We start from the raw sequence: 26,120 nt of genomic DNA on the forward strand, positions 1-26,120 counted from the left end.
CGGAGCAGGCGGAGGTCGGACTTGCAACGACGACAGGTGTCGGACCAGCCCTGTTCCGCTCGACAGGTGGGACAACGCATCGTCGGTGGCGAAAGAGCGGGGGAGGGCACAATCGACATTACCGATCCTCCAGGTAGAAGACGATCTCCTCAATTTCTTTAGAAGTTCGACGAATTTTGTCCAGCGAACCACGGTCGATTGCGGACCGCAAGTCAACCGCAAGCGATTGCAATTCGGCAGCGTCCTCCGCTGCGGCCCCCGGAATGACCCGCGACGCCGCGTCGAGAAGCGCGTGTGCGGCGCCCACTGCATCGCGCAAATCCGGATCTTCGATCTCCGCCATGTCGCCCTCGTCAGCGTGCTCCTCTAACTGCGCGGGAGTCGAAGCATAGGCCACAGCGGGCAATGTGGTGAACAGGTTCTCAATTCGCTCCAGCGCGTTCACGCGACTCCGCTGCTTGAAGCGTTCCATCATGTTGTCGATGACGACTTCTTTGACCAGGCCTGTAGCCCGCTCGGTAGCTGTGACTCGCAGGATGCCATTGAGATCGAGATCGAGGCGGACAAGAATGGAGTTGGGAGAAGGTACCGGGGCGAGCCCCCGTATCGTGACCTCGCCAACAAGCTGGCACATCCGGGTATCGTCGTATTCTCCTTGAAAGATGCGAATCTCGGCCGCGTCTTGACCATCGTAGACCGTCGAGTAAATCTCGGTCCGCACCGCCGGGAGCGGCGTGTTCCGTTCGATGATGGGCGACAAACAATGGTTAGACGGCAGACCACGTACCTCTCCGAGAGATTCCACACCGAGCGTGTGTGGCGTGATATCGACGAGAATCGGACCGACATCGATCCCCGCAATCAGCCCGCCTTGCACCGCTGCACCAAGCGCTACAGCCAGGTCGGGGTTAACCTCCGAGTGCACGGGCCTTCCCAGCCGCGAGGTGAGCAGTTGATGAACCAGCGGCGTGCGCGTGGCACCACCGACCAGCAGGACTTTGTCGATCTGGCCGGCTGGCAAATTCGCATCGCGAAGCGCGTCTTCAAGACATTTCAGAGTCTTGCTCAGCAGCGGTTCGATCAGCCGCTCAAACTCATCGCGCGACACTTCGATACTGAGGTTCAGGGGGACTCCGTTCTTCTCCGCGATGAACGCTTCGTCGATTGTTGCCACCGGCTCGGTCGACAGTCGCTTTTTTGCTTCTTCCACTGCGGCCAATAGGCGAGAACGGGCCGCCAGCGAATGCCGCAGGTCGATGCCATACTCGGTCTGAAAGTCATCACAAACGAAGTCCAGCAACCGCTGGTCGAAATCGTCGCCCCCGAGTTGGGTATCGCCGTGACTCGCAAGAATCTCAACTACTCCCTGCTCGACTTGCGCGATCGAGACGTCAAAAGTACCGCCACCAAGGTCGTAAACCAACAGTCGCTGTCTCTCCGGCGGATGTGGATCGTAAGTCAGCACCGCCGCAGTCGGTTCGTTGATGATCCGCATCACTTGCAGACCGGCCAACTCGCCCGCGACGCGGGTCGCCTCACGTTGTCCCTCGTTAAAAAATGCCGGGACTGTGATGACGGCTTGAGTGACTGCGTGTCCGAGGGCCTTTTCGGCTCGCTCCTTCAGCGTGCGGAGAATGATGGCGGAAATTTCCAGTGGGTTAAAGGATTGCTCGCCAAGCATTACGGTCACGTCCTGCCCCATCTTCCGCTTGATGGACCGAACGGTGCGTTCCGGTGCGAGGACATATTGATTTCTCGCCGCCTGACCCACGAGCAGTCGGCCCGCAGAATCGAGGCCGACGATCGAAGGCAGAATCGGATTGCCGTCGTCTCCGGGCAGAACTACCGGTTGGCCATCGCGAATGATGGCAACTTCGCTATTGGTGGTACCGAGATCGATGCCGATGATGACATCCATGATGTCTGTCCTGAAGAGATGGAGAATCAGTAAGTTTTATCTGCGACCCTGGTTAGCCGTCGGTCGTTGAGGTGGCAGGGCGAGTCGCGCGAACCTCCGCGCACCGCAACAGCCGTCCTTTCCACAAGTATCCCGAGCGAATCTCTTCGCACACAGTCTCTGCTGGGTAACGCTCTGAATCGACGACTTCCAAAACGACCATCTGCTCCGGATCGACGAGCTGACCGACGGTGCGAATTCGCGAGATCCCGGCCACTTGCAGGCTCTGCGCCAGTCGCTTTTGAATCAAGCGGTAACCATCCACCAGAGCTGCCAGCAAATCTGAGCGCTGAGATGGTGCTTGCTGTACGACGAGTTCAGCTCGCAAACGCTGGAAATAACGGCCATGGCAAAGTCGAGTGAGCCACGATTGCTGGGCGTAGGCGGCGTCGAGGCGGGCCAGGGTGTTGCTTTCAGAGTTGGCTTGCAGGGTGGCTACGGCTCGTTCGGTTTGCTCGCGACCCCGCTGCAGCGATTCGTCAAGTTCTGCGAGTGCGAGGGCCAACGGCTTGGCCGCGTTCCAGGCTGCCCGGGCTTCCTGCGGTTCGATGGCCCGCAGCGCATCGAGGGCCTGTTGCAACGCGGGAAGGAGTGCCTTGGTTTGATCTTCAAGGCCACGGCTGCTGCGAGTTTGCAGGTTCACTTCGTGGCGAAGCGTAGTGAAGGCTTCGACCAGTTGATACAAGCCAAATTCTTCGGGGGCAGGAATTGTCGCGGGGGACGGCTGAACACGCTCTACGAGAGCCGCTTCCTCACGAACTTCGCGCAGCCAGTGGCCCAGTCGCTCGAGGATTTGCTGTTCTTCAAGGTCATCCATCAACGATTCTCCGCGAGCGACAACAGCGCCGCGACAGGCAAACGCGAGGTTTTCAGCCGCGTGCGAAGGTCCGCAGCCAGCAAGGAAAGCGAGTCTTGCGTTACTGGAGAAAAAATCTGCTTCTCCAGGCGAACCAGCGGATCGCGCAATTCATCGTAAGCGGCGCGAATTTCCGCGAAACGCTGCGGCGCTCGGTCCGGCGGAAATTCTCGCACGAGTTGCAAATATCGATTGCGGATTTCGTCTTCGCTGGCCTGTGGAGTAAGACCGAGAATCTCGTAGGGGGAAGTCACGGCGGTTACTTTCGTTTGCGAGGGGCCGGTGGTTGTCGACGAGGCGGGGGGCCAAAGAAGAAGTCGGTGTTATCGTCCCGGGCGAATTCGTTCAACAAATCTTCTTTCGTTTCGCCGTTTTGCAGACGCCTCATGACCTCCGCCAGCATCTCTTGCATGCTCGTTCCCTGAAAGCCACCAGGAAAATCGGCCGATGGTGGCATTCCCGGCAAGGGCTTCGACATGTCGTCGACAATCAACAACCGCTGCTTGAGGTCAGGAATAAGTGACCGGTCGGTGGGATCGATCGATGCTTCTGCCAATCGCAATGCAGCCTGCAAGTGCTTCCGGACGGCTTGCAAGTTGCATTTAAACGGTCCCATGGCCATCTCCAAGTCCGCCGCCAGACTCTGATAGACCGAGGCTTGGGGAAACGACTTCAGCCCCTTCTTGACTAGCTTTTCGAGCAGATCTGGGTCGGCCTGGATATGTTTGAGGAAGCAGCAAACCGTGCGCAAATCTTTTTCGGCAAACTTAATTCGTGTCGTGCGGCGAAGATACCTCGCCACGTCGTCGCTGTGCTGAGTGAAGCCCGCGTACTCGATGCCATAGAACGCGATCGCATACAGTAACTCCGCCAGTTGCCCTGCCGTCTGACTAGTGACCTTATTCTTCAGGGCAGATTGCAGTGAGTCGTTGAACTGATCCTGCAGTTTGCGCGGGAGCCGATAGCGAATTGAATCGATGTGAAGCGCCAGCCAAATCGCCGTGGGCTCGTCCAGTTTGCGGCAAGCCAGATTCACGAATTCGACCGCCTCCGCGTCTTGGCCTGCTTTAAGTTTGAGGATTGCCCGCCGCGTAAACATGCGATAGCTGTCGGCGGACTCCGGTACCAGCACCTCGCAGCGGGCCAGTTCTGCCCAGCCTTCATCGAGTTTCCCGGCGATCGCTAACTGTCTGGCCAGCGAAATGCGAGCCCAGAATTCGTCGCTGACCAACGTCGATTCGAGCGGCTGAATCTCGCGCATCCGCTCCACGTAGCGGAGCATCTCGTCTGCCTCATCAAGGCGACGGTAATGTTCGATTAACAAACGGACGGCCGTCACTTCAGCAGGAAAAGCGGCCAGAAATCTGCGGGCAAATTCAGCCGTCGCGTCCGGCAGATCGCAGCCGACGGTTAGTTCCAGCAGCATTTGATAGGTTGCCCGCTGCTGCGGATCAAGGCGCAGGCTTTGCTCCAGCGCTTCGATGGCAGGACGCAGTTGTTCGGGAGTTGGGCCACGCTCGGCAGCGACGGAGGTGAACGAGGGAACGTCCGAGTCTACATGGATTTCGGCAATGTGCCTCCAGACGACTGCCTGCATTCGGCGCCGCTGGGCAGGCTCCAGGGTCGATAGTTGCTCCAAATCGGCGAGATACTTCTGCCAGTGCTCAATCGCTACCTGGGCGTCGCCCTGTTCCTGCTCCCACATCAGCGCCCAGAATCGATTCCATTGCGGATCGAATGTTAGGGGCTCCGCTGCAGTGGTGAAGTCACGCAGCAGTCGCTCTGCTTGAGCAAACGAAAGCTGGGTGGCGATTTCCATCACGGGCATGATGAGCACTTCGGTCAGCCGCTGGGCCAGCCGAGGATCGTAGCGCTGGAGGCCAGTCCTTAGAAGACTCAGTTTTCGGCAGGCCTTTTGCCAGTCGGGTCCTTTATGCGAAATTGGATCGATGAGCCGCTGCAATTCCTCGGTCCACGTGAGGAGTGGTTCTCCGAAGGCGGCAATTTCCAGCTGGGAAAAGTCAGGAGTGTTTTTCTTGCCAACCTGAGCAGGAAAAGCGACCGCATTTGTTGAACGCTGCAAAACCTCGGCAATCGAATGGGCAGCTCGCTGCGGGTCCAAGCGATTCCAGTTTTCGAGAGTCTGCGTCTGGTCTTCGCGGTAAAAGGCAATCAGCCCGCGGACGAAATACCGCCAATCGGCCCACGGCGAATTGCGCGGGATTTCTTTCAGCAGGTCGAGCGCATCGCTGTCGCTTGCCCGCTCCACCGCTGCCAGTGCCGCGCGAATTCGTTCTGCTCCCGCGCGAACCTCGGGAGAGACATTGGCCAGTTGCACTGGATGCAGCACTGCTTCGTCAGCAACCTTGATCCCCAATCTCATCTTTGCATCGGGCGACTCAATGCGGTCGGCGAGCGCAAGAGCCTGACTAGCCATTCCGATCCGCGGCAAGATCAAGACGAGCTGTTCCAGCGACGAGGGGTCCGTGACGCCAAAATCCAAAAAGTTCTTCGCGACTTCCGCAGCCGCGCTCACCATCTCACCGCGAGCCAACTCGTCGATTCGCAGGAGATACGTTTTTTCGACGAGGCAGCGGTTATCGGGCGTATTCTGTTGGTGCAGGCATTGCTTCGCCTGCTTAAATGCCTCTTTGATTCTGCCCTTCTCAATCAGCCGCTCAACCTCGGTCTGAGGTGTCGACTTGGCTCTTGAGCCATTCATTCCGCCCTCTTCATCCGTGACGTAGATCTGACAGGTGTCTGACTTCGAATGAAATTATCTTGGCGGATGCGCAAGCTAGTCCGCAAGTGCCCGCTGGGAAGAGCATGTGCAGCTAGCGTGCTGCGCCGAAAATAGAACGCGAGCCCTTGTTAGATCGCGGTTTAAGAAGAATGGCCGCTGTGGGAGTTGAACCCACACACCTTTCGGCACAGGAACCTAAATCCTGCGTGTCTGCCAATTTCACCAAGCGGCCGCGCTATGTGCCAGTTTAACGTCAAAGCGATTGGCCATCCAGAAGGTGAAAGGGGCGGAGCGGGCACCCGGGCAATGGTTTTCATCAAAAGGTTTCGATGGATTCTCTTGACTCCGCCTAGATTAACTCAGAGAATGCGCCGCTGGTGCCGATAATACCGATTGGCCAAACTCTACCGCCTCCCCGTCTGTCCTGTTCCGCCTGGAGAATCAATTATGAAGAATCGCATGTTCATCGGTTTGGGTCTAGTTCTCGCCGCCACCGTAGCTGTCATCGCTGCCGACGGGGTGAAGCTCGAAGGCGTGAAGTGCATCATGGCACCGAGCAAGCCCGCCAACGAAGCTAAGTCGGTCGACTATCGTGGTGCCAAGGTCTTTTTCTGCTGCGATAACTGCCCCAAGGGGTTCGCCAAGGATCCAGCCAAGCACGCTGCTAAGGCCAACAACCAACTGGTTGCCACCGGCCAAGCCAAGCAAACCGCTTGCCCCTTCAGCGGTCAACCAGTTGATGCCGCCACCAAGATCACCGTCAACGGTGCAGACGTCGCTTTCTGCTGCGACAAGTGCGAAGGCAAGGCCAAGGAATCGAAGGACCAAGTTGAACTGATCTTCAACGACAAGGCTTTCGACAAGGGCTTCAAGGTTGGCGCTAAGTAGTCACCTTTAGCAGGCATGCCAAGACTAATTAAGGGTCGCTGCTGTTCTTTCAGCCGCGACCTTTTTTCGTTTCCAGATAGTGATCTCGCTCCGTCGAGAAAATAGCAGCACGGCAGGCAACATCTTGCGGAGCAAGATGGCTACGTTTGGACACCACACCCCGATCAACGCCTACTTGAATTCTTGTTCCTTACTGGGGAATTTGCGCGAGCGGACTTCGTCGCAATAGCTGGTGACGGCGTCAGTGATGGTGCTACGTAGGTCAGCGTATTGCTTGACGAACTTGGGAACGAAGCCGTTGGTGAGCCCCAGCAGGTCGTGCAGGACGAGCACCTGTCCGTCGCATTCCGCCCCGGCGCCAATGCCGATGGTAGGGATCGTTAATTCGGACGTGATTCGCGCAGCATCTTCGGCGGGAATGCATTCGAGCACGATGCCGAATGCGCCGGCATCTTGAGCGGCCTTCGCGTCAGCCAGCAGTCGCTCGGCATCACGTTGCACTTTGTAGCCACCCATGTTGTGTATGTTTTGTGGTCGCAGACCAACGTGGGCCATCACTGGAATGCCAGCGGTTGTTAATGCCGCGATGACATTCGCCTGATCGGCTCCTCCTTCGAGCTTCACCGCTTGGACGCGGCACTCTTTGAGCAGTTGCCCGGCCAATTCGATGACGCGATACACGCCCAGGTGATTCGTGGGAAAGGGCAGATCGGCAATCACCAGCGCGCGATTGACCGCGCGGCCGACGATCTCAGCGTGATATTTGATCTGCTCGAACGTGACCGGAAGGGTTGTTTCGTGGCCCTGCACGACCATTCCCATGCTGTCGCCCACCAGGATCGATTCGACGCCAGCGGCATCGACGAGCGCGGCAGTGGGATAGTCGTACGCCGTCAGCATGGTGATGGGCTGCTTGGCCTGCTTCATGCTGACGAATTGCGGAACGGTGATGCGAGCCTGGCGTTTCATGGAGAGTTTTCTGTTCATCGGAGAACGAGCGAAATGCCGCTCACATTCCTACTAAGACTGATACAGCCAGGATTCATTGTCCTTACACGCGTCATCACCGGCAACGGGGCGATACGAGCAACTGCGCGACGCAAGCGGCGTTATAATGTGAGTCTTTCTTCCAGCTACCATCACTCTCCGCCAGAGGCAGCCATGATTACCGTCGGCATGAATTATCACGTCCTTCCCGGCAAGCAACAGGACTTTGAAGGAAAGTTTGCTGCAGTGATTACGGCCCTGCAGGCCGCACCTGGGCACACTTCGTCCACGTTGTGGAAAGATGTTGCTGACGATGCCTCCTACCTGATCACTAGCGAATGGTCCGACGAAGCCGCCTTTGGCGAGTTCATTCGCAGCCAGGCTTTCCGTGACGTTACCAACTGGGGCAAAGAGCAGATTCTCTCCGGCCGTCCCCAACACAAGGTGTACAAGCACTAAGGTATAGCCCTCTGGCCTGTGACCATTTGGCGATAGGGGTGAGTTCTCTCTCGGCGGGAGAATTCGCCCCTGGCTGGAATCGAGCATTTCAAAGTAGCAGCAGCAGCGATCACTGCCACATCAGCCTAAACGTCCAAGAACCCAGGCGGTTATTGGACAGCTGCTAATTCCTGTTTTTCGCCGAAAACTGTTGCTGATCAAGCACTTAGGCCTGCTCGGCGAATTCTTGGTGCAGCTCTCTTTGTCCAACTACCTGGCCGGTTTTTGGACAGGCTAATTTGCCCGTAACCGGCACATCGTCAAGAACGAGCTGCCCCGCCGCAACTCGCGGCCTTCACCCTTTTACGACCAAACTGAAAGAGAACATCCCGCTATTTCCGCACACTGGCGATCGATTATCAATAGTGTATTAAATAATATTCGATAAATTAATAAGATCTATTTTCGCGAGTTCCCACCGGTTGCATTTGACCAGAACCGCCAGCTTTGCGATGGTCACGAAGCAAGGTTGAGCAGGCCGCCAGTGGCAGACACACAGCGCAGCCCTACTTCGCCGGAGGATCTTCTTTCCCGTACCGCCCTTTAAATTCCGCAGCGGGATACTTGGCAGCATTTTTGAGCATCTTCGCGCCCATGGTATCGCTCAGGTCGAGACCCAGTTCGTTGGAGAGAGCCAGCGTATAGCAGAGAACATCAGCCAGTTCTTCACCAATGGCGGCCAGCTTCGCGGGGTCGTCCTTCACTTGCCGTGATGCAGGGACGTCAATCCACTGAAAGTGCTCCATCAGCTCGGCTGCTTCGATGGCCAACGACATGCTCAGGTTCTTGGGCGAGTGGAACTGCTGCCAATCACGCTCGGCGACGAATGCGCGCATGATCTCTTTCAGTTGCTGCACGGTCGTCGTGGCATCGGCGGGCATCGTTCGGTCCTTGCTGACAGGGGGATGGTTGTCAGCAAGATACCATTTCGGTTGAGAGTGCTGCGCTGCCCAGTTCGCGAACGGCTCTCCAGCGGCGGACGAGTTCGCGTGCGGCATCAGCCCACTGGGCGTAGCGAAAAGCGAAGCCGCTTTCCAGCAATCGTGTGGGAACAACACGGCGGCTCTTCAAAATCAGTTCCGATTCGGTGCGCAGAAAAAGTGCGCCGATTTCGAGCATCCACTGGGAAGCAGGGAGGCCGATCTTCGTTCCCCAAGCATGCCGCAAGGTGCGCATGAAATCGGCGTTGGGCAGCGGTGCTGGCGAAGCAAGATTCACGGGCCCGGTGAGTTCATCGTGAGTAATGAGCCAATCGAGCGCGCGGACGAAGTCGAGTTCGTGAATCCAGGAGACATATTGCCGACCATCACCACTCGTGCCGCCGAGTCCGGTACGAACGAGACCTGACAGCACGTCGAAGACGCCGCCTCGGTCGGGACTCATGGTCATTGCCGAGCGGATCAAAACCTGCCGCGTATTTGGCAACCGAAATTCCGTAGCTGCAGCTTCCCAAGCTTTCGCGACATCAATGCTGAATCGCCAGGTATCGGGAACGCTCGGTTCGTTGCCGCCGATCAGACCCGTGACGTCATCGTTGGCCGCATCGTAATGATGGGCATAAATGGTAGCCGTGCTGGCCTGCAGCCAGATGCGCGGCGGAGATTGTGCCTGCTGAATCGCCTGTCCAATGGCGCGAGTCGATTTCACCCGCGACTCGATAATTCTTCGACGATTGGCCGCATGGTAGCGGCAATTCACACTCTTGCCGGCGAGGTTGATCACGACATCGGCGCCGTCCAATTCTGTTCGCCAGTGGCCAAGTGCTTCCGCATCCCAGAGAACGGTGCGGAGCTTATTTGTGTCGGGCCGATTCGCGCGAGAACGGCTCAATACGACCACTTCGTGCCGAGCGGCCAAATAATGCCGCGCGAGCATCTGTCCCACTTGTCCGCTGCCACCTGGGATGACGATTTTCATGTGCAATTCTTCCCTGCGTGCAAAGTCTTCGACGCAGGTCTTTAACCGCAGCAGGGGAGCGTTGGTAACAGCTTAGCGAGGCTGTTTGGATTTCGGGGTGCCACGAATCGGCACACCATTGCGCGCGGCATGTGGAACCGGACCGTTGTCGTCGCGGGCGTCGGTCCGATCGAAGTCGCTGCTGCCGGAAGCATCTTGCAGGTCCGCAATGCTGGGGTCGCCGCGGCCGATGTTCGTGCCAGCGAGACCACCCAGAGCTGTTCCACCACCGGCCGTGCCAGCGGCATGCGAATCTTCGCTGAACTCCTCTTCTTCGTTCGCCGAAATCTCACTTAGCGGTTTCCGGCTCGTGCGTGAGTGGTTTTCGCTCATCTCCCCTTCGGGTGCGAGTGTATCGCGCGGGGAGGAGGGGCGGCCTCGGTTGAAGTTGGTCGATTCCTCGTGATCGATGGCTTCGGCACAGACGACGCAGTGTTTGACGAACGGCATTGCCTGCAGTCGTTCCTTGGCGATGGCTTGGTCGCAGTTCTCGCACGTTCCAAAGGTGCCTGCATCGATACGGGCGATCGCTGCGCGAACTTCAGCCGTCAGCTGCTCTTCATTCACCAGCAAAGTGGCATTCAAGTCGTGCAAGTATTCCTCGGTTCCCATGTCGGCCAGGTGCATGGGAGCATTGGACAGTTCCGAATCACCCTGACCGCCACTCGGCTGGCGTGCCTGATCGGTGACAGCGGATACGATTCCGAGTAATCGGTCCCTGAGAATGACAAGTTCGCTGCGATACTGCTCTAAATCCCGCGTTTTCATCGGGGTTGACTCCTGTTGGTCGTTTATGAACCAAGCGGCGACTTTCCTCTGGCTGAAGCATCACCGGTGCCTGTTGATTGCGAATCTCGTTAGTCGCAAACCTTGCGCCGCTGTCGTCTCCTGCCAAGCACCACAGGCAGGTTTGGCAAGCTGTAACGCGCACTTTGATCATCAACCGCATCGTTTTTTGCAGCGATCAACCCTGCGTTGACACCCCCCTCGCCTTAGCCCTTACAATGCGCCGATGGCCACGCTTTTTGTCATGCAAGGTCGCGATCGGGGCAAGCGGTACGAACTGCGACCCAGCTATCCGCAGACCCTCGGACGAGACGAATCGAACCGCATCCAACTCGCAGACAATGAAGTCTCGCGACGCCATGCCGAGGTGCGCGATGCCGACGGCCCCGATGGCGAACCGGGCGGTTATCGCGTCGTCGATTTGCAAAGTTCGAACGGCACCTATGTGAATGACCAGCGGATCAGCGAGCACTTGCTTCGCACCGGCGATCGCCTGCTGATTGGTCGCACCTTGCTCCTGTTTACCGAGACCGCCTCGGCGAACATGGAGCACCTGTCGAATCCGGTCGATATCATCGGCACTAAAAGAGTCTCGAACGAATCGCGAATCGTCAAATCGATGAGCCGCGAGCAAGGAAGCATGTTGCTTGCGCCACCCAGTGCCTCGGACAGTCCTTGGCTGGCCCGCGCTCGCAGCAATCTGCAGATCATGTATCGCACGGCGCTGGCGGTGAGTCATACGCTCGATATCGATCAACTCTTGCAACGCATTCTGGAGCTGATTTTCGAATGGGTCGAAGCCGATCGCGGCTGCATCATGCTGGTCGATCAAGAGACGGGCGAACTCACCCCCACGTCGAGTCGCAATCGCCAAGGTGAAAAAAGTGACGAGCGGCTGGCGGTGAGCCGGACGATTCTCGATTATGTCGTCGCCAATAAAGAAGGTGTGCTCACCAGCGACGCTCGCGAAGACGAACGCTGGGACCACGCAGCAAGCATTGTGCAATCTGGCGTTCGCGAAGCCATCTGTGTGCCTCTCCAAGGTCGTTACGGCACTGTCGGTGTCATTTACATCGATACCTACACGCCGCCCCAGAAGGTACTGACGCAAAAGTCGCCGAATCGCTTCACCGAAGAGCATTTGAAGTTGATGGTGGCCATTGGACACCAGGCTGCCCTGGCGGTCGAAGACACGTCGTATTATTCGGCGATGGTGCAGGCCGAGCGGCTGGCAGCCGTTGGCCAAACCATTGCTACGCTCTCGCATCACATCAAGAACATTCTGCAAGGCATTCGCGGCGGAAGTTACTTGATCGAAGAAGGGCTGAAGGTCGGCGAGAACGATGTCGTCCGGCGCGGTTGGCGAATCGTCGAGAAAAACCAGGAGCGAATATCGAACCTGGTCATGGACATGCTCTCGTTCAGCAAAGATCGCGAACCCGATTTGCAACGCGCCGACATGAATGAGACCATTGCCGACGTTGTCGAACTCATGCAAACCCGGGCAACCGAAGCGGGGGTGCTGCTCCAGTTCAGTCCGAGTGCCGATGTGCCGATGCTGCTCTTCGATGCCGACCTGATGCATCGCGCGATTCTGAATATCGTGACCAATGCCATCGATGCCTGCGAAAAGCGCGAAGCGGCGCGCGTGGCTCTGCACATCGACTACGATCGCCAGGAAAAGCTGACGTCGATCATCGTGGAAGATAATGGCGAAGGGATCGCGCCCGAGGACATTCAGAAAATCTTTTCGGTCTTCGAATCTCGCAAAGGCGCGCGAGGCACGGGCCTGGGCTTGCCGGTCAGCCAGAAGATTCTGCGCGAGCATGGTGGCGATATCCTGGTCACGAGCGTGCCCGGCGAGGGGAGCAAATTTATTCTTTCGCTGCCGGCCAAGCTCGCCAGCCAACCGGTCACCAGCGAAACGCTGCGCGGATAAGTTTCGTTGACGCTCTCGCCCTTACCTATCGACGACTGTCTTGCAGAACTCATCGGTGCCCTGCGCACCAGTCGCTGCGCGGTTCTACAGGCACCACCGGGCGCTGGCAAAACAACCCGAGTTCCCCCAGCAATCTTGCAGAGTGGTCTGATTGGCGAGGGCAAGTTGCTGGTCCTGCAACCGCGACGTGTTGCCGCGCGAGCCACCGCTGCCCGCATTGCCGCAGAGCAAAAGTGGCGACTGGGCGAAGAGGTGGGTTACCAAGTGCGGTTTGAATCGCGAACGAGTGCCCGCACGCGGATCGAACTCATCACAGAAGGGATTTTGTTGCAGCGATTGCGGCAAGATCCATTTTTGGAAGGGGTAAACGCGGTCCTGTTCGATGAGTTTCACGAGCGATCACTCACCAGCGATCTTTCGCTGGCGATGACACGGCAGGTGCAGCAATCGGTGCGTGACGACTTGCGGATTCTCGTCATGTCGGCGACGCTTGCAGCCGAACCCATCGCTGCCTACTTGGATGGCTGCCCTATCGTGCGGAGCGAAGGTCGAATCTTTCCTGTCGACATTCAATATGCGCCGACACTCGATCGACAGCCTTTGCCGGAAGCGGTGTTCTCGGCGATTGCTCGCTTAAAAACAGACATGACCGGCGATTGCCTCGTTTTTCTGCCAGGACTCGGCGAGATTCGGCAGGTAGCGAAGCGGTTGCAGCCTTGGTGCGACGAGCGCCAGATCCGCCTGCTGGAACTGTACGGCGATCTGCCCGGCGCGCAACAGGACGAAGTGCTGCAACCATCGAACGGGCGAAAAATCATTCTCGCGACGAATGTGGCCGAGACATCGCTGACCATTCCCGGCGTAACAACGGTCATCGATAGCGGCCTCGCGCGGATCAATCGGTACGACGAAGCGACCGGGCTCGACAGGTTGGAACTCAGTCCCATTTCGCGAGCGTCGGCCCAGCAACGTGCCGGGCGTGCCGGGCGAACCGGGCCAGGTGTTTGCATTCGTCTTTGGCCCGAAGCAACCCAGCGCGTGCGACCGGAGTACGACGAACCTGAACTCAAGCGAGTTGATCTCGCAGGCGCGGTCCTCACGATTCTTAACTGGGCCGAACCCGACTTGCAGCAGTTTCCCTGGTTCGAACCCCCTTCGCCGCTGACATTGCAGCGCGGCCTCCATTTGCTTGAGCGATTAAAGGCTGCCGAAGACAACCAGATTACGAAGCTCGGTCGCTCGCTGGCCGCATTGCCCGTGCATCCTCGCCTGGGGCGATTGCTGCTCGAAGGAAGCCAGCGCGGGATCGTCCACGAAGTGGCGACCGCGGCTGCTTTGCTGAGTGAACGCGATTTGTTTCTGCGGGCCAACTATCGCCCCGGCGATCGTCGCACCCCCTCGCATCACAGTGCCAACGATCTGGCAGATCGCATCGACGCGCTCGATGCCTTCGAGCAGCATCGTCAGGTCGACTCATCCAGTGGCACCATCAATCGATCGGCAGCGAATCAGGTGCTGCGGGCGCGAGATCAATTGCTGCGGCTCGTGCGTGATGAAGGAAATCGCCCGAACAGAAACTCCATCAATGTTGACGATGCACTTGGGCAGTCGTTGCTCGCGGCATTTCCCGATCGTCTAGCGAGGCTGCGTGAACCGGGGAGTCGCCGCGCGCTGATGGTCGGCGGCCGCGGTGTGAAGCTGGCCGATCAATCGGCTGTCACCGGCGAAGAACTGTTTCTCGCCATTGATGTTGAAGCGAGCACTGGTGAAGCGAACGTGCGGATGGCTGCCGCCGTGGAGCGCGACTGGCTGCCACCCGAACTGCTTTCGGACGAAACGAGTGTCACTTACGACGAAGCACAGCAGCGTGTAATCAGCCAGAGGGTGCTGCGCTGGGATGATCTGATTCTGGATGCTCGCCAGGCAGCTTACCCAGCGGCCGAACGAGTGGCTGTCGTGCTCGCGGCAGCAGCAGCGGAGCATTGGGAGCAAGCCTATCCGACCGATAACGAGAACCTGACGCAGTTCGTCACGCGAGTTCGCTGCCTGGGGCAATGGATGCCCGATCTCGGCTTGCCAACACTCGACGACGAGCAACTCCGCAGCTTGTTACCGGAGTTGTGTCTCGGTTGCAAATCACTCGTCGAGTTGCGCCGGGCACCCTGGCTGCAAATGGTAAAGGGGCTGTTCGCTTACCAGCAGTTGCAACAAGTCGAGCGCGAAGCGCCTGAGCGGATCGGCGTGCCTAGTGGCAGCCAGATCACCATTCAGTACGAAGTGGGGCAACCTCCGATTCTGGCGGTGCGCATTCAAGAGATCTTCGGCCTGATGGACACGCCGCGCATCGCTGGCAACCGCATTCCCGTGCTCATGCACTTACTCGCACCGAACATGCGAGTCGCGCAGGTAACGGCAGACCTGAAAAGCTTCTGGGCAAACACCTACAGCCTGGTTCGCAAGGACCTGCGCAATCGTTATCCCAAGCATTCGTGGCCCGAGAATCCCTACGAAGCGTTACCGCAAAAACGACCGCCCCGCAGAACGTCGTAAGCGCGTTAGTCCGCGCCGCATTCGGTCGTTGCGCGATGCACGGCCGGATCGGGATAGCACCCCGGCAGATCTTCGGCATACCACTTACTAAGAACAACTTCCCATTCGCTCAGGTCTTTGACGCGGGCGAATGACTCACGTACCAGCAGGTGCTGCGGATGTGAGGCAGCGAACTTGATGCCGAACTTTCGCATCTGCGGACCGGCTCGCTGCGGACCATAGAGTTGCTCGGCCAAGACAAAATGCTCTCGCAGCACGTCGCGTTGCTCAAACAGCGTAGGTGGTGGAGGCAAAGGCTGGCCCGCAGCTAGGGCTCGGCACTGCGAAAAAATCCATGGGTTGCCGATGCAGCCGCGCGCGACTGTTACGCCATCGACACCCGTCTGCTGAATCATGTTCAAGCAGTCTGCCGGCGTGAACAGATCGCCGCTGCCGAGAATCGTCTTCTGTGGGTACATCTTTTTCACTTCGGTGAGAAAGTCCCACTTGCTGGGACCGATGTACCGCTGCTTGACGGTGCGGCCATGCACCGTGATCGCATCGACGCCCAACTGCCAGGCACCTTCCATGATCGTGAAGAAGTTGTCGCGGCTTTCTTGCGTGTCGTCGAGCCCGCGGCGCATCTTCACAGTCACGGGAATGTGGGCGGGAACCGATTCGCGCGTGCGACGAATAATCTCTAGCGCCACCGGAGGCTGGCTGAGGTGAAAGCCCCCGCGGCAACGACCGAGCACCTTCTTCACGGGGCAGCCAAAGTTGATATCGATGACATCGAAGCCCGCTTCGGCGAGTCGCACAGCCCCTTGCGCAAACTGTTCCGGTTCCGCTCCCATCAACTGGCCAGCGACCGGGCGTTCTTCATCGGTGAGATACAAGAAGTGCTTGTTCTTGTGCCGGTCTTTGAACGTGACTAGAAACTGGTCGAGCATCACTTCGCACAGCGTGTACGAAGCCCCATGCCGCCGGGCAATTAGCCTCATTGGCCAATCGCTGTAGCCCGAGAGCGCCGCCTGCACGAACGGAAAGCCGATTTTGAGCTTGCCGATTTGCAGGCTGGGGAGTGGGTTGTTTGAAATGGCGGAATCCGTGGGAAACATCTCTTCATCTTAGCGAAATGTGAATTCTTCAATTGAACCTGGCACGAATCAAAGCAATCGGCGCGTTCTTCGCAGCAATCGCGTTTGGGGCTTGTGCCAAAGTGGAGGAGCCTCAAACAACAGCCATTGTAACCGTCAACTACGATCAGTTTCGCTTCGATAAGTATTTCTGGATTGGCAAGCATGACGTTTCTTGGCTTGGACCGGAGGTAGAGTTCATTATCAATGCGGATGCCACGGACATACCGCAAGAACAAAGACAGGTGGTCGATTTTGTCGGCAATCTTCCGCCGTCAACCAAAGCCAAGCTCGAGCGATTCATCTACAACGAGTACCGCTCCAAGATCTACGGAGGGATGACCGGCAACGATTATTCTTCGACGCCTCGGGTCAGTAGGTCGGCCGGCATCTGGAAACTACTCTCTCAACCAGGGATACAAATCCCTTCCGACGATCGGCTCAACCCGGATCGTTACTTCACAGTCTCGTTCGAAGCCGTCGGGGACGAAGAGCACGGAATCGCGATTTTATTCAATGACCGCGGCGAGCCGGTTAAGCTTGGCGGACAAGGAGCCTTTTTTAACAGCTTTTTCCGGGTTAGCTTTCTGTCAAGAAATAAAAAAAGCCCCCGGACGGCTGCTTCAATCCCAGGGGGGCAAGGATTTGGCTGCTGTACCGGGAGCGATTGGACGGTTAGCGGCTTCGCATCCATGCTGGCCGCGCCGCGGGCGACAAACTCACTTACGAGGCGCGCTGTCAGCATCCATGCCAACCCGCTCTTTCGCGGTCCGCAAGCCTTCGAGCCGAAGCCGGAAGGCCAATCATGCGGACGCCGCAAGTCTGTCGCGATCTACGTGATTTGGTCACCGCCGACAAGAGCAATGTGTTCGCTCATCCAGCGGTTTTCTTTCCGTCAGTGCAAGTGACGTGGCGGGAGAATAGGCCATGCGGAAAAGAGGGTCAAGGTCGATTTTTGTCACTGCGGTTTTTCACACGATTTGCTCTGTTTTTATAGCCAAATCGTGGGGCTGTGCGTTTAAAGGTGGGTGCAGCGATCCACAAAACCGGATTCGCCCTTTTCTCGGCTCCCGTTAAGTGTTGCGAGAGTGGGAGTTTAGGTTTACTGTAGAACTGTGCCTTCGACTCTGTACCGCAGAACAGGGCGAGCGATTCTCCCCGCTTCGCCGTCTTATCTGGGTGGTGTCTCCGTTTTTGCAAAGCCTGCGATTCCGTTTCCGCGAACCTGCGAAAGTCCCTCATGGCCGATCCCTTCAATCCGTACGCTGAATGGCTGGAACTGCCCAGGGATTTGGCCGAGCCCAATCACTATCAACTGCTGGGGCTGGAAGTTTTCGAAAGCGATCCCGCCCGCATTGCCAAGGCGGCGGAGACCGCCAGCAACAAAGTCCGCAGCTTTCGCCCGGGACCGAACGCTCGCGCCTGGTCGAAATTGCTCGACGAACTGTTGCTGGCCAAGGGGAAATTGCTCGACGCCGACCGCAAGCGCGAATACGACGAAGAACTGCGCGAAGCCAGCGGCGATCCCAGTGCCAACTCGTTGCACGATACGCCCCGGCCTGCACCCGCGACGAACTCCTCCGGTTCCGGCATTCAAAAGCGAGTCTTCAATCCCATGTTCCCGCCGGGCATGGGTCCGAACGTGGGCCTCAGCGGTCCAGAACCGGTCGAAGCTCCCAAGCCAAGTCGCGCGAAAGAACAGCCAGCCACAAGCGCACCTGCTGCCGTAGCGCCGGCACCGATGACTGCACCTGCGTCTGTGGCGCCAGCGCCTGCTGCGGCGGTTCCAGTCAATCCGGCACCAATGGCCCCGACGGCTCAGACTGTACCGATGGCAGCTTGGCCTGCTTCGATGGTTCATCCTCATGCAGCGGGCGCACCCGCGCTGCAGCCCGGTTATGCGGCTCAGGGGCAGGCACCAGTCGCCGCGCCGTTGTACGCACAACCGATGCCCCCGGCCGGTTATCAGCCTGCGGTTCCCGGCTACGGCCAGCCGCCGGGATATCAACCTCAAGGTTATCAGCCGCCAGGATTTCAACCGGCCGGCTATCAGCAGCCCGGATACCAACCGCAGCAGGGGCAGCCGCCAGGGTACGACTACAGCCAACAGTACGCGCAGCCGCTCAATCCTTACGCCCAGCCCCAGCCGTATGCTCAGCCGCAATATCCGGGTGCTCCGTACGGAGCGCCGCTCGCGACAACCAGTGTCGAGCCGCCGTTCGCTCCCGGCTATGGCGGAATGAGTGCATATCCCCACGCCACAATGCCGCCCGGCATGCCAGCGCACGATCCGATGGCTCCGGTAGCGATGCCCACATCCGTGGCCGGCGCGACAGCCGCCCCTGCCGCAATTCCCACTGGCAAGGCAGTCGCTCGTCCCGCAGCGGCAGGCGAGCAACCACGTAGCAACACGGGGAACGCGTCTGTCCAGCCCACGAACTCGCCCGCTCCCGTCCAGTTGAAGGCAAATTCTGCCAACAGCGTGACTCTGGCTGCTGCCCGCGAGCGCGGCGCGGCCGATTCGATGCTGTTCTATGGAACGGCCGCTGCCATCGTGCTACTGATTGGCGCGATTGGCTTTGCTGTCATGAACTCGGGCGGTAACAACAACGAGATCGCGGAAAATCCCAACTCCGTAATTCCGGTCGAGCCAAACCCCACGCCGGCTACTCCGGTCAAACCGAATCTCCCTAAGCCGGAAGTCGTCAGACCGAAGCCTGCTCCCATCCCCAAGCCAATGCCGCCCGTGGTTGTTGAGCCCAAGCCCAGCGACCCTGGTACGACCGAAACGCTGAAGCCCGTCCCGCCGGTGACACCGGAACCGGAGATGAAGCCCGAGCCGGAACCTAAACCGGAAATGAAGCCGGAGCCTAAACCAGAGCCACCGCCGATGCCGGCCCCCATGCCCACGCCTCCACCCATGCCAGAAGTACCCGCCGAGGTGAAGCAAACACCAGTGGAACTCGCCAGCTTGTCGAAGGCGATGACAACCGCGCGCGACGCGCTATCGGAGCGGAACTTCGAGGAATCAACCAAGCAACTGGGCATCGCCGAAAAACTCGCTAAGACGCCAGAACAGCTCGCCAAGTTCGGCCGCTTGAAGGTGCTCGCTGACTATGTCCGACAGTTTGATCGGCAATTGAAAACGCTGATGGCTGATCCCAACTTTGATGCGGGTGCAGAACTACTTATCGGCACCAGCACGCGAGTCGTTGTGGTCGAGCGTTCGCCCGAGACGCTGGTGATTCGCATCAACGGCATGAATAAGAGCTACTCGCTCAATAGTTTGCCTGACGGGCTATCGATGGCGCTAATCGACAAGCGACTCGACGTCAACGATCCTGTCGCGAAGATGGTCAAGGCAGCGTTCTTTGCCGTGTCGAAGAATCGCACCGCCGTGTCCGATGACAAGGCGAAAGATCTGTGGGCGCAAGCGACTCGCGAAGGAGTCGACGCTGGCGATCTGCCTCTCGTGCTGACCGATACGTACGACTTCAAGTAAATCAGAGGTCGGTCGATCGTCGCATGGCTGCACCTTCCTCGGCTTCGGTCCGACTCGAAGTCATCAACGATGCATCTCCGGAACTGCGCGAAGCGGTGAATGTCGAACTGCGAACATTCAATCGTGAAGCGAATGCTGCTTGGTATGCCGCTCGTTCGATGCCCAAGAACGATGCCCAGCCACTTAATATTTTCGCCTTCAGCCCCGGTGGCCGAGTGGTCGGCGGCCTGTTTGCGGAGACGGAGTTTCACTGGTTGAAGATTTCGATCCGCGCCGTGACAGCTTCGCAGCGGGGCAGCGGAGTAGGTACTCGCCTAGTGCAGCAGGCCGAAGCGATCGCCATCGAACGAAACTGCCGCTATGCATATCTCGATACAATGGAGTATCAGGCTCCCGTGTTCTACGAGCGGCTGGGCTATACGATTGCCGGAATGCTGCCCGATTGGGATTCGCACGGGCATGCGAAGTATTTTCTGACCAAGCCGCTCGTTTCGTAGTGCGCCGTGTAACTAGCCGTCCGACACCTCGTCCGATATGCTGGGTGGCTTGATTCCCGGTTTCCCAACTCTCCCGTTTGCTGAGTGAGCGATATGCGCAGGCTCGTAACTTTGTTCATACTTCCGCTGATGTTGGCAGCCTCCGTTGCCCCAGCCGAGACCTTCAGTCCGGAAATCGAAGTGGCAGCGGGCAAGGTCGATCGCACCGGCCAGCCCATTCGCGTGCCGATCGTATTACCACCGAACTTCGCCGCTGCCGACGCCACGCTGGATCTCAACGGGAAAAAAGTCTTCGCGCAAGTCACCAAGCCAGCGCTCAACTCCAAGCCTGAAGCTGCCCCTGCGGGCGGTCAGAATGCAGAGTTGGTTTTCATTGCCCCCGAATTCAAGGCGGGCGACACGCTGAAGGGGAAAGCCACCATCAGCACCAAGGCCGCGGTCGAAAAGCCGACGACCGAATGGAAAGACACCCCCGGCGAACACATGGACCTGATCATGGGCGGCAAGCCTGTGCTGCGGTACATGTATGCCAAACTGGATGAGTCGAGCAAAGACAAACGCTCCGAGACCTTCAAGCCTTATCACCACGTATTCGATCCGGTCGGCAAGCGACTGATCACCAAAGGCCCTGGCGGCAAGTTCCCGCACCATCGCGGGCTTTATTTCGGCTTCAACAAAATCAGCTACGGCGAAAAACAAACGGCTGATACTTGGCACTGCAACAAAGGTGAGTTTCAATCGCACGAAAAAGTGCTGGCCAGTGAAGTGGGTCCGGTCCTTGGTCGGCACACGGTGCAAATCGATTGGCACGGCCAGGATGGCAAGGCCTTCGCACAAGAAACGCGCGAGATGACCGCCTACAACACGGCGGGTGGCACACTGATCGAATTCGCCACGCGGCTCGATTCGCTCGCCGGCCCCGTCAAACTCGATGGTGACCCACAGCATGCCGGTTTTCAGTTTCGCGCGACGCAAGATGTGCCGGATAAGACCGCTGCGAAGACGTATTATCTGCGTCCCGATGGCAAGGGCGAACCGGGCAAGTTCCGCAATTGGCCCGCCGACAAAACCCATGTCGATCTGCCGTGGAACGCCCTCTCGATCGTACTCGACGACCAGCGTTACACCATCGCCATGCTCGACCGTCCGCAGAATCCCAAAGAAGCACGGTTCAGCGAACGCGACTACGGCCGCTTTGGTTCGTACTTCGAATACGAACTCGATGCCAAGAAGTCGCTCGAACTGAACTATCGCGTGTGGGTGCAAACAGGCGAAATGACTGTTGAACAAGTCGACCAGCTAGCCAAGTCGTTCACCTCGCCCGCTGATGTGAAATCGAAGTAGTCTCTTCCCCTTGTCTATTCATCTCCTGGTCTGAACTCCCCCTCATGTCCCGACGCTTTATCAATCAGCTGGCCGAACGCGATCAAGTCAACGAGGTCTTCCTGATTGCCGACAAGCAATTGCGGGCCAATCGCCAGGGGAACTTGTACCTGCAGCTGAAGCTGGCCGATAAGTCCGGCCAGCTGACGGGCATGCTCTGGAATGCGACCGAGAGCACGGCCAACATCATCGAAGGTGGCCAGTACGCCCGCATCCATGGCACGGTGCAGCTGTACAACAATCAGCTGCAAATGATCGTCACCAAGGTCGAGCGAGTCCCTAGCGAGACCATCGACGAAGCAGACTTTGCCACGCTGCAAACGGCCGATGTCGATCGACTGGCCAAGCGCCTGGCTGAGTTGCTGCGCGAGATTTGCAACGTGCATCTGCGCAGCCTGGCCGAAAGCTTTCTCGTCGACGAAGCCTTCATGACCAAGTTCACCACGGCTCCAGCTGGCGTGAAGAACCATCATGCGTTTCGTGGTGGACTGCTGGAGCATGTGGTCAGCTTGATGGAACTGTGTGCGTCGGTCGCGCCGCACTATCCCGACCTCGATCCAGAGTTGCTCCGCATGGGCGCGTTCTTGCACGATGCAGGCAAGATCGACGAACTGACTTACGACAAAGAACTGGGCTACAGCGACGAAGGGCAACTCATTGGCCATGTCGTCATGGCGGTCGGCATGGTTGCTGAGAAATCACTCGAAGCAGCCAAACTTTCCGGCGAGGCCTTCCCGCGAGAACTGCTGCTCCGCTTGCAGCACATGATTGTCAGCCACCACGGCGAGTATGCTTTTGGCAGCCCCAAACTTCCAATGACCATGGAAGCCATGGCACTGCACTATCTCGACAACCTCGATGCCAAGATGCACAACGTCAAACAACTCCTCCAAGAAGATAGCGGCAGTGATAGTCACTGGACTAGCTACAACGCCCCGCTAGCGAGAAAGTTCTTCAAGGGTTCACGAGGGAATTGAATTGGAATTCCATGTGCCCATTAGTTAGTCGATGAAAGTGCCTTCGAAGGAAATGAATGCTGGCAAGCTGCCCTTGCCTTCCAAAATCAAGTAGTAAGTCTGATTGGCCTCGATCGAGAACAGGTTGCCAAGGAAGAACCACTCGGCTCTTCTGTTGGCCGTGCGCATCTCCGCGGTAAACGCGCCGGAGGCACCTACACCGTAGGGGGAATTCACGACAAATCGCTTGTGCACTTGGCCTTCGACGCGATAAACCGAATTCCGATTCCTGCGGACCGCATCCGATAAATCGATGTTGTCCGTAAGCACGGGAACATTGGTCAGATCCAGAATCCTAAAGCCATACGCGGCAGTTGAAGTCAACGCGTTGCGGGCGACAACAGTGAACTCGCCAGACTTCGTCAACGTGATGACCGTCTTGCCGATTTCCCAGTACTCGCTAAACACCACTTCATTCAGACCCGCTTCGGTATAGATGAGCGTGTACTCGGGATACGTGACTGGATCTAGGAAGTTGTCAATTCCCAACAAAGAATCGATCAGGACCTGCGTACCGGCAGAGGCAGTGAACTTAGCGGTGACAATTGCATCAGGAGCGAGGTTACCGACATATTCGATGCCAAATCCCGAGTGAGTTACGGGTGCATCGAAGGCCCTTCTGCCGGTATATGCATAGGTCGCGATGGATACGAGACCATTTAACCGCAACTGGAGAACATTGGTTCCTGTTTCTGAAAGTTGAAAATATCGGTCAGGAGCGTCATCATTTCGGTTCACGTGTTTTGCAGCGGGGCCTGTCATATTCGCAGCTACGTCTTGCTGAAAGTTGGGCTCCAGCGAGAATCGCTGGCCCTGAATTCCGGGGACGCGATAGTAGTGAGTTTCTGGACCTTGCAAAGTCCCTTGAATTACGATGCCGTCATCCAACAGAGGCAAATCCGCGACGTTAAGTACTCGTAGCTTTAGAGATCCCGCCTCATGCTTACGGACGACCAACTTCCAATTTCCAGACTCATTCAATATGAACGGCGAGTTATCGTAAATTTGAGTTTCGATCCCCGATGGACTTACTAGCCAAGCTTGATTGAGATACCAGGACAGTGTCAGATCATCATAGATGATGTGTTGATCGAGCGTTGCTGCGAATGCAAAGATGCCACGATCACCGGGCGATGCAAAATCAGTTTCGGATATGGTATTGAGAGCAAGCGAGTGGCTAGTTGAAACGGGAACGCGGGCGAAGAAATCGTACGTCACTTCGCCTGTGGTCGTACTGGGCGCGGTGTAGACAAAGTAATACCAACCAGAGTGAGGGATCTCGTATTCCGTGCCGACGTCCGAGAAGGAAACAGCGGTAGCAAAATAGGAATCGCCAGCGCTAATCATCCGCCAAGCGCCTGGCCGCCAAGCTGGCACCAGACTCTTAAAAAACACGCTGGTGTCCGCAGTGCCATAGTAGGCGTAGATCAATGAACGAGCATCGGAATCAAAAGTACCCGACTCCACTACTCCTAGCGTGAGCGGTCCTGCCTGGGCGATGTCATAGATCCCAAACGAAAAGTCGCCAACACCTTCACTGGTCAATTGCAATTGATAGGTGCCGCTGGAAGTCGTGTCGACAACGATGGCGGAAGTGGCAGGGACGTAGACTCTTTTGATCTCGATTCCAGCCGGATCGAGTACTCGCAGCCAGGAAATACTCTGTGTTAGCTTCTCACCAAGCACCAGAAGCCGTCCGGGGCTTTCTGCCTGAATTTCATAGGTCTGGACTTGACCGGTCGTCGTGAATGAGCCTGAGAATACTTGAGCCTTTGATAAGGCCCGGGGTTCAGGGCGGAATATCAAGCTCTTGCTGTCCGGCACATGAAGTTCAACTTTTAGCCAACCGCTGGCCTCTCCCACCGCAAGACCTGTGGGCGCGATCACTGAATCAAAGTTCCAGTAAGGAACTCCCTCGTCGGTGCCAGATGCGTTTGCAGCACTTGTGCCTGTGACGAGGCCGGGAACTTTGACGACACCATTGGTGAGTGTGCCGAAAGTGCCGTTGAGCAGGCGAATCTCGGCCGTGTATCTACCGGTTGACCTCTGGTAGGCAACATTCTCGATTTCCAAACTTAAACCTGAACGATGGCCAAAGCTGGATACGTCTAAACTTCCACCTGGATTCGTCGGTGCGCCACGCAGCGGGCCGGGAGTGCGCGGGGTGCCGGCGGGGTCGAGGGTGTTGGTCCAGGGAGTGGCAATGACGCGCGAGCCGCTGTCTTGATCGGTGCTGAGGAGTTGCAGGCGGAGTTCGAGCGTTTCTTGCGTGACGGCGGACAGGTCAATGCTGAGGAGCGAACCGTCCCAAGTGACGAGGCCGTTCTTGGTTGTGCCGCCAGTGGCATTCAGCGAGAAGAGACTGCTGCCAAGCGTGCCAGCGTCGATCACGGTGTTGCCGGTGTTGGGATCGAACAGATAGACCGAGTAAATGTCTTCCGCGGCAGCGCCGGCATGGCTGGTATCGAACTGCGGCTCAAGCTTCAGTTGATAGATGCGCGTACCGGCGGTGACGTTGCCGGCTGTGACGGTCACCGTCTCTTCGCTGACGATCTTGCCCGCGCGCTCGACCAGCGAATAGTTCGAGGCGGAGGAGCGATTCAGAAAGTTGATGACGCCGAGCGCATCGAAGGCGGAAATCTGGTTGTTGCCGGTCGTATCGATGAACGCAGCAGTTGCCGGCTTCGGCGAGGTGAGTGCGTGGACGCCGTTCAGGTTCAACTCATTGATGATCTCAAGGGCATCGAAGGCGGTCACACGGCGGTCGTTATTCACATCCAGCGCATCGACCGGATTGCGCCAATCGGCGGCCATCATCTGCCGCGATTCCAGAATCTCCAGCGTCACCCGGCGGAAACGAGAGGCACGCTGTTGCTGGGGAGAGGAACGAGTCATTCGTGGAGAGGCCTAAGCGGGAAAGTGAGCTACCGTATCGAGTGTCTATTCTCACCACCCCCTGCGCCTTTTACAAACCCAAGCGGGCCGGATTTCCGGCGGAATAACGCGTCCTTTTTGTTTTACAGGCAGGCGTCATTTCGCCCGCTTGTGCGGCAGCCAATGCGACACGGAAGGAGCACTCAGAATGGCTCCGATCAGCGCCCCTGTCGCGGAGATGATCGTCAGGTGGAGTGCGAAGATTGGCCAGTCTTGGTACCAGTTCCAATATTCGCCATCGGTTTCGACACGCAGGCGGTCGAGCATTTCCATGGCGATAACTCCAGCCGACAAGGTTACGGCAAGTCCCCCGGCCAGTGCGCCGATGATGGCCCGGCGCACTACCCGATTCTCGGTCATTCGCCATTGCAGATAGGCCGAGGTGAGCACCGCCATGAACAGCGGCCACTGGTAGACAGCTAGGATCGATGTCGACATTCGGCGGACGGCAAAATGAACCGCCACCAGCGTCATCAAAACGAAAAGGAGCCGAATATCGAAGCGAAACCTATT

Annotated in this window: 20 protein-coding genes and 1 tRNA gene; 9 read left to right on the forward strand and 12 right to left on the reverse strand. The window is 57.7% G+C overall.

Annotated features, from left to right (window positions below; translation table 11 throughout):
* Positions 1-118: 118 nt before the first annotated feature.
* From NA78x_RS07625 to NA78x_RS07645, 5 genes are all read right to left on the reverse strand, one after another.
* The gene (locus NA78x_RS07625) at positions 119-1,918 is read right to left on the reverse strand and encodes an Hsp70 family protein (RefSeq protein ID WP_425617836.1); all 1,800 of its coding nucleotides are present in this window, start codon (positions 1,916-1,918) and stop codon (positions 119-121) included.
* Between the two features lie 52 nt (positions 1,919-1,970).
* A complete protein-coding gene (locus NA78x_RS07630) occupies positions 1,971-2,774 on the reverse strand; it encodes a nucleotide exchange factor GrpE (protein ID WP_425617837.1) in 804 nt (267 codons plus the stop codon).
* Positions 2,774-3,067, reverse strand: coding sequence for a J domain-containing protein (locus NA78x_RS07635; RefSeq protein ID WP_425617838.1), 294 nt, complete (start codon positions 3,065-3,067; stop codon positions 2,774-2,776). The genes NA78x_RS07630 and NA78x_RS07635 overlap by 1 nt, the downstream gene beginning before the upstream one ends.
* 5 nt (positions 3,068-3,072) lie before the next feature.
* Entirely contained in the window at positions 3,073-5,535 is a 2,463-nt protein-coding gene (locus tag NA78x_RS07640; RefSeq protein WP_425617839.1) for a hypothetical protein, read from the reverse strand.
* A gap of 171 nt (positions 5,536-5,706) precedes the next feature.
* Positions 5,707-5,788 (reverse strand) — tRNA-Leu (locus NA78x_RS07645).
* 215 nt (positions 5,789-6,003) lie between these two features.
* On the opposite strand from NA78x_RS07645, the gene NA78x_RS07650 reads away from it, so the two are divergent.
* A complete protein-coding gene (locus NA78x_RS07650) occupies positions 6,004-6,444 on the forward strand; it encodes a hypothetical protein (RefSeq protein ID WP_425617840.1) in 441 nt (146 codons plus the stop codon).
* 171 nt (positions 6,445-6,615) lie between these two features.
* On the opposite strand, the gene panB is transcribed toward NA78x_RS07650, so the two are convergent.
* Positions 6,616-7,413, reverse strand: coding sequence for a 3-methyl-2-oxobutanoate hydroxymethyltransferase (gene panB, locus NA78x_RS07655; RefSeq protein WP_425617841.1), 798 nt, complete (start codon positions 7,411-7,413; stop codon positions 6,616-6,618).
* A gap of 192 nt (positions 7,414-7,605) precedes the next feature.
* On the opposite strand from panB, the gene NA78x_RS07660 reads away from it, so the two are divergent.
* A complete protein-coding gene (locus NA78x_RS07660; RefSeq protein ID WP_425617842.1) occupies positions 7,606-7,890 on the forward strand; it encodes an antibiotic biosynthesis monooxygenase family protein in 285 nt (94 codons plus the stop codon).
* A gap of 545 nt (positions 7,891-8,435) precedes the next feature.
* On the opposite strand, the gene NA78x_RS07665 is transcribed toward NA78x_RS07660, so the two are convergent.
* The 3 genes from NA78x_RS07665 to NA78x_RS07675 form a co-directional block, all read right to left on the reverse strand.
* A complete protein-coding gene (locus NA78x_RS07665; RefSeq protein WP_425617843.1) occupies positions 8,436-8,810 on the reverse strand; it encodes a nucleotide pyrophosphohydrolase in 375 nt (124 codons plus the stop codon).
* 31 nt (positions 8,811-8,841) lie between these two features.
* Positions 8,842-9,846 (reverse strand): TIGR01777 family oxidoreductase, encoded by a 1,005-nt coding sequence (locus NA78x_RS07670; protein WP_425617844.1) that lies wholly within the window; start codon positions 9,844-9,846, stop codon positions 8,842-8,844.
* A gap of 72 nt (positions 9,847-9,918) precedes the next feature.
* Entirely contained in the window at positions 9,919-10,653 is a 735-nt protein-coding gene (locus NA78x_RS07675; protein WP_425617845.1) for a TraR/DksA family transcriptional regulator, read from the reverse strand.
* A gap of 244 nt (positions 10,654-10,897) precedes the next feature.
* On the opposite strand from NA78x_RS07675, the gene NA78x_RS07680 reads away from it, so the two are divergent.
* Complete coding sequence (locus NA78x_RS07680; RefSeq protein WP_425617846.1) at positions 10,898-12,610, forward strand: ATP-binding protein; 1,713 nt, start codon at positions 10,898-10,900, stop codon at positions 12,608-12,610.
* A gap of 6 nt (positions 12,611-12,616) precedes the next feature.
* Positions 12,617-15,160, forward strand: a complete 2,544-nt coding sequence (gene hrpB / locus NA78x_RS07685) for an ATP-dependent helicase HrpB (protein ID WP_425617847.1) — start codon at positions 12,617-12,619, stop codon at positions 15,158-15,160.
* Positions 15,161-15,165: 5 nt separating this feature from the next.
* On the opposite strand, the gene NA78x_RS07690 is transcribed toward hrpB, so the two are convergent.
* Positions 15,166-16,257: a tRNA dihydrouridine synthase gene (locus NA78x_RS07690; protein WP_425617848.1), complete on the reverse strand. Its 1,092-nt coding sequence runs from the start codon at positions 16,255-16,257 to the stop codon at positions 15,166-15,168.
* Positions 16,258-16,289: 32 nt separating this feature from the next.
* Here NA78x_RS07690 and NA78x_RS07695 point away from each other — a divergent pair, with 32 nt between their 5' ends.
* The 5 genes from NA78x_RS07695 to NA78x_RS07715 all read left to right on the forward strand — a co-directional run bounded on the left by NA78x_RS07695 (position 16,290) and on the right by NA78x_RS07715 (position 22,634).
* Positions 16,290-17,183: a DUF6985 domain-containing protein gene (locus tag NA78x_RS07695; RefSeq protein WP_425617849.1), complete on the forward strand. Its 894-nt coding sequence runs from the start codon at positions 16,290-16,292 to the stop codon at positions 17,181-17,183.
* A gap of 332 nt (positions 17,184-17,515) precedes the next feature.
* Positions 17,516-19,777, forward strand: a complete 2,262-nt coding sequence (locus NA78x_RS07700; RefSeq protein ID WP_425617850.1) for a hypothetical protein — start codon at positions 17,516-17,518, stop codon at positions 19,775-19,777.
* Between the two features lie 23 nt (positions 19,778-19,800).
* A complete protein-coding gene (locus NA78x_RS07705) occupies positions 19,801-20,274 on the forward strand; it encodes a GNAT family N-acetyltransferase (protein ID WP_425617851.1) in 474 nt (157 codons plus the stop codon).
* Positions 20,275-20,367: 93 nt separating this feature from the next.
* Complete coding sequence (locus NA78x_RS07710) at positions 20,368-21,618, forward strand: PmoA family protein (protein WP_425617852.1); 1,251 nt, start codon at positions 20,368-20,370, stop codon at positions 21,616-21,618.
* A gap of 44 nt (positions 21,619-21,662) precedes the next feature.
* Positions 21,663-22,634, forward strand: coding sequence for a 3'-5' exoribonuclease YhaM family protein (locus NA78x_RS07715; RefSeq protein ID WP_425617853.1), 972 nt, complete (start codon positions 21,663-21,665; stop codon positions 22,632-22,634).
* 24 nt (positions 22,635-22,658) lie between these two features.
* Here NA78x_RS07715 and NA78x_RS07720 read toward each other — a convergent pair whose 3' ends face one another.
* Together NA78x_RS07720 and NA78x_RS07725 are read right to left on the reverse strand one after the other, a co-directional pair.
* On the reverse strand, positions 22,659-25,568 hold the full coding sequence (locus NA78x_RS07720) for a dockerin type I domain-containing protein (RefSeq protein ID WP_425617854.1): 2,910 nt from the start codon (positions 25,566-25,568) through the stop codon (positions 22,659-22,661).
* A 135-nt stretch (positions 25,569-25,703) separates the two neighbouring features.
* A complete protein-coding gene (locus tag NA78x_RS07725) occupies positions 25,704-26,045 on the reverse strand; it encodes a hypothetical protein (RefSeq protein WP_425617855.1) in 342 nt (113 codons plus the stop codon).
* Positions 26,046-26,120 lie beyond the last annotated feature (75 nt).

This window comes from Anatilimnocola aquadivae, assembly GCF_049819085.1.
In the GTDB taxonomy this organism is placed as follows: domain Bacteria; phylum Planctomycetota; class Planctomycetia; order Pirellulales; family Pirellulaceae; genus Anatilimnocola.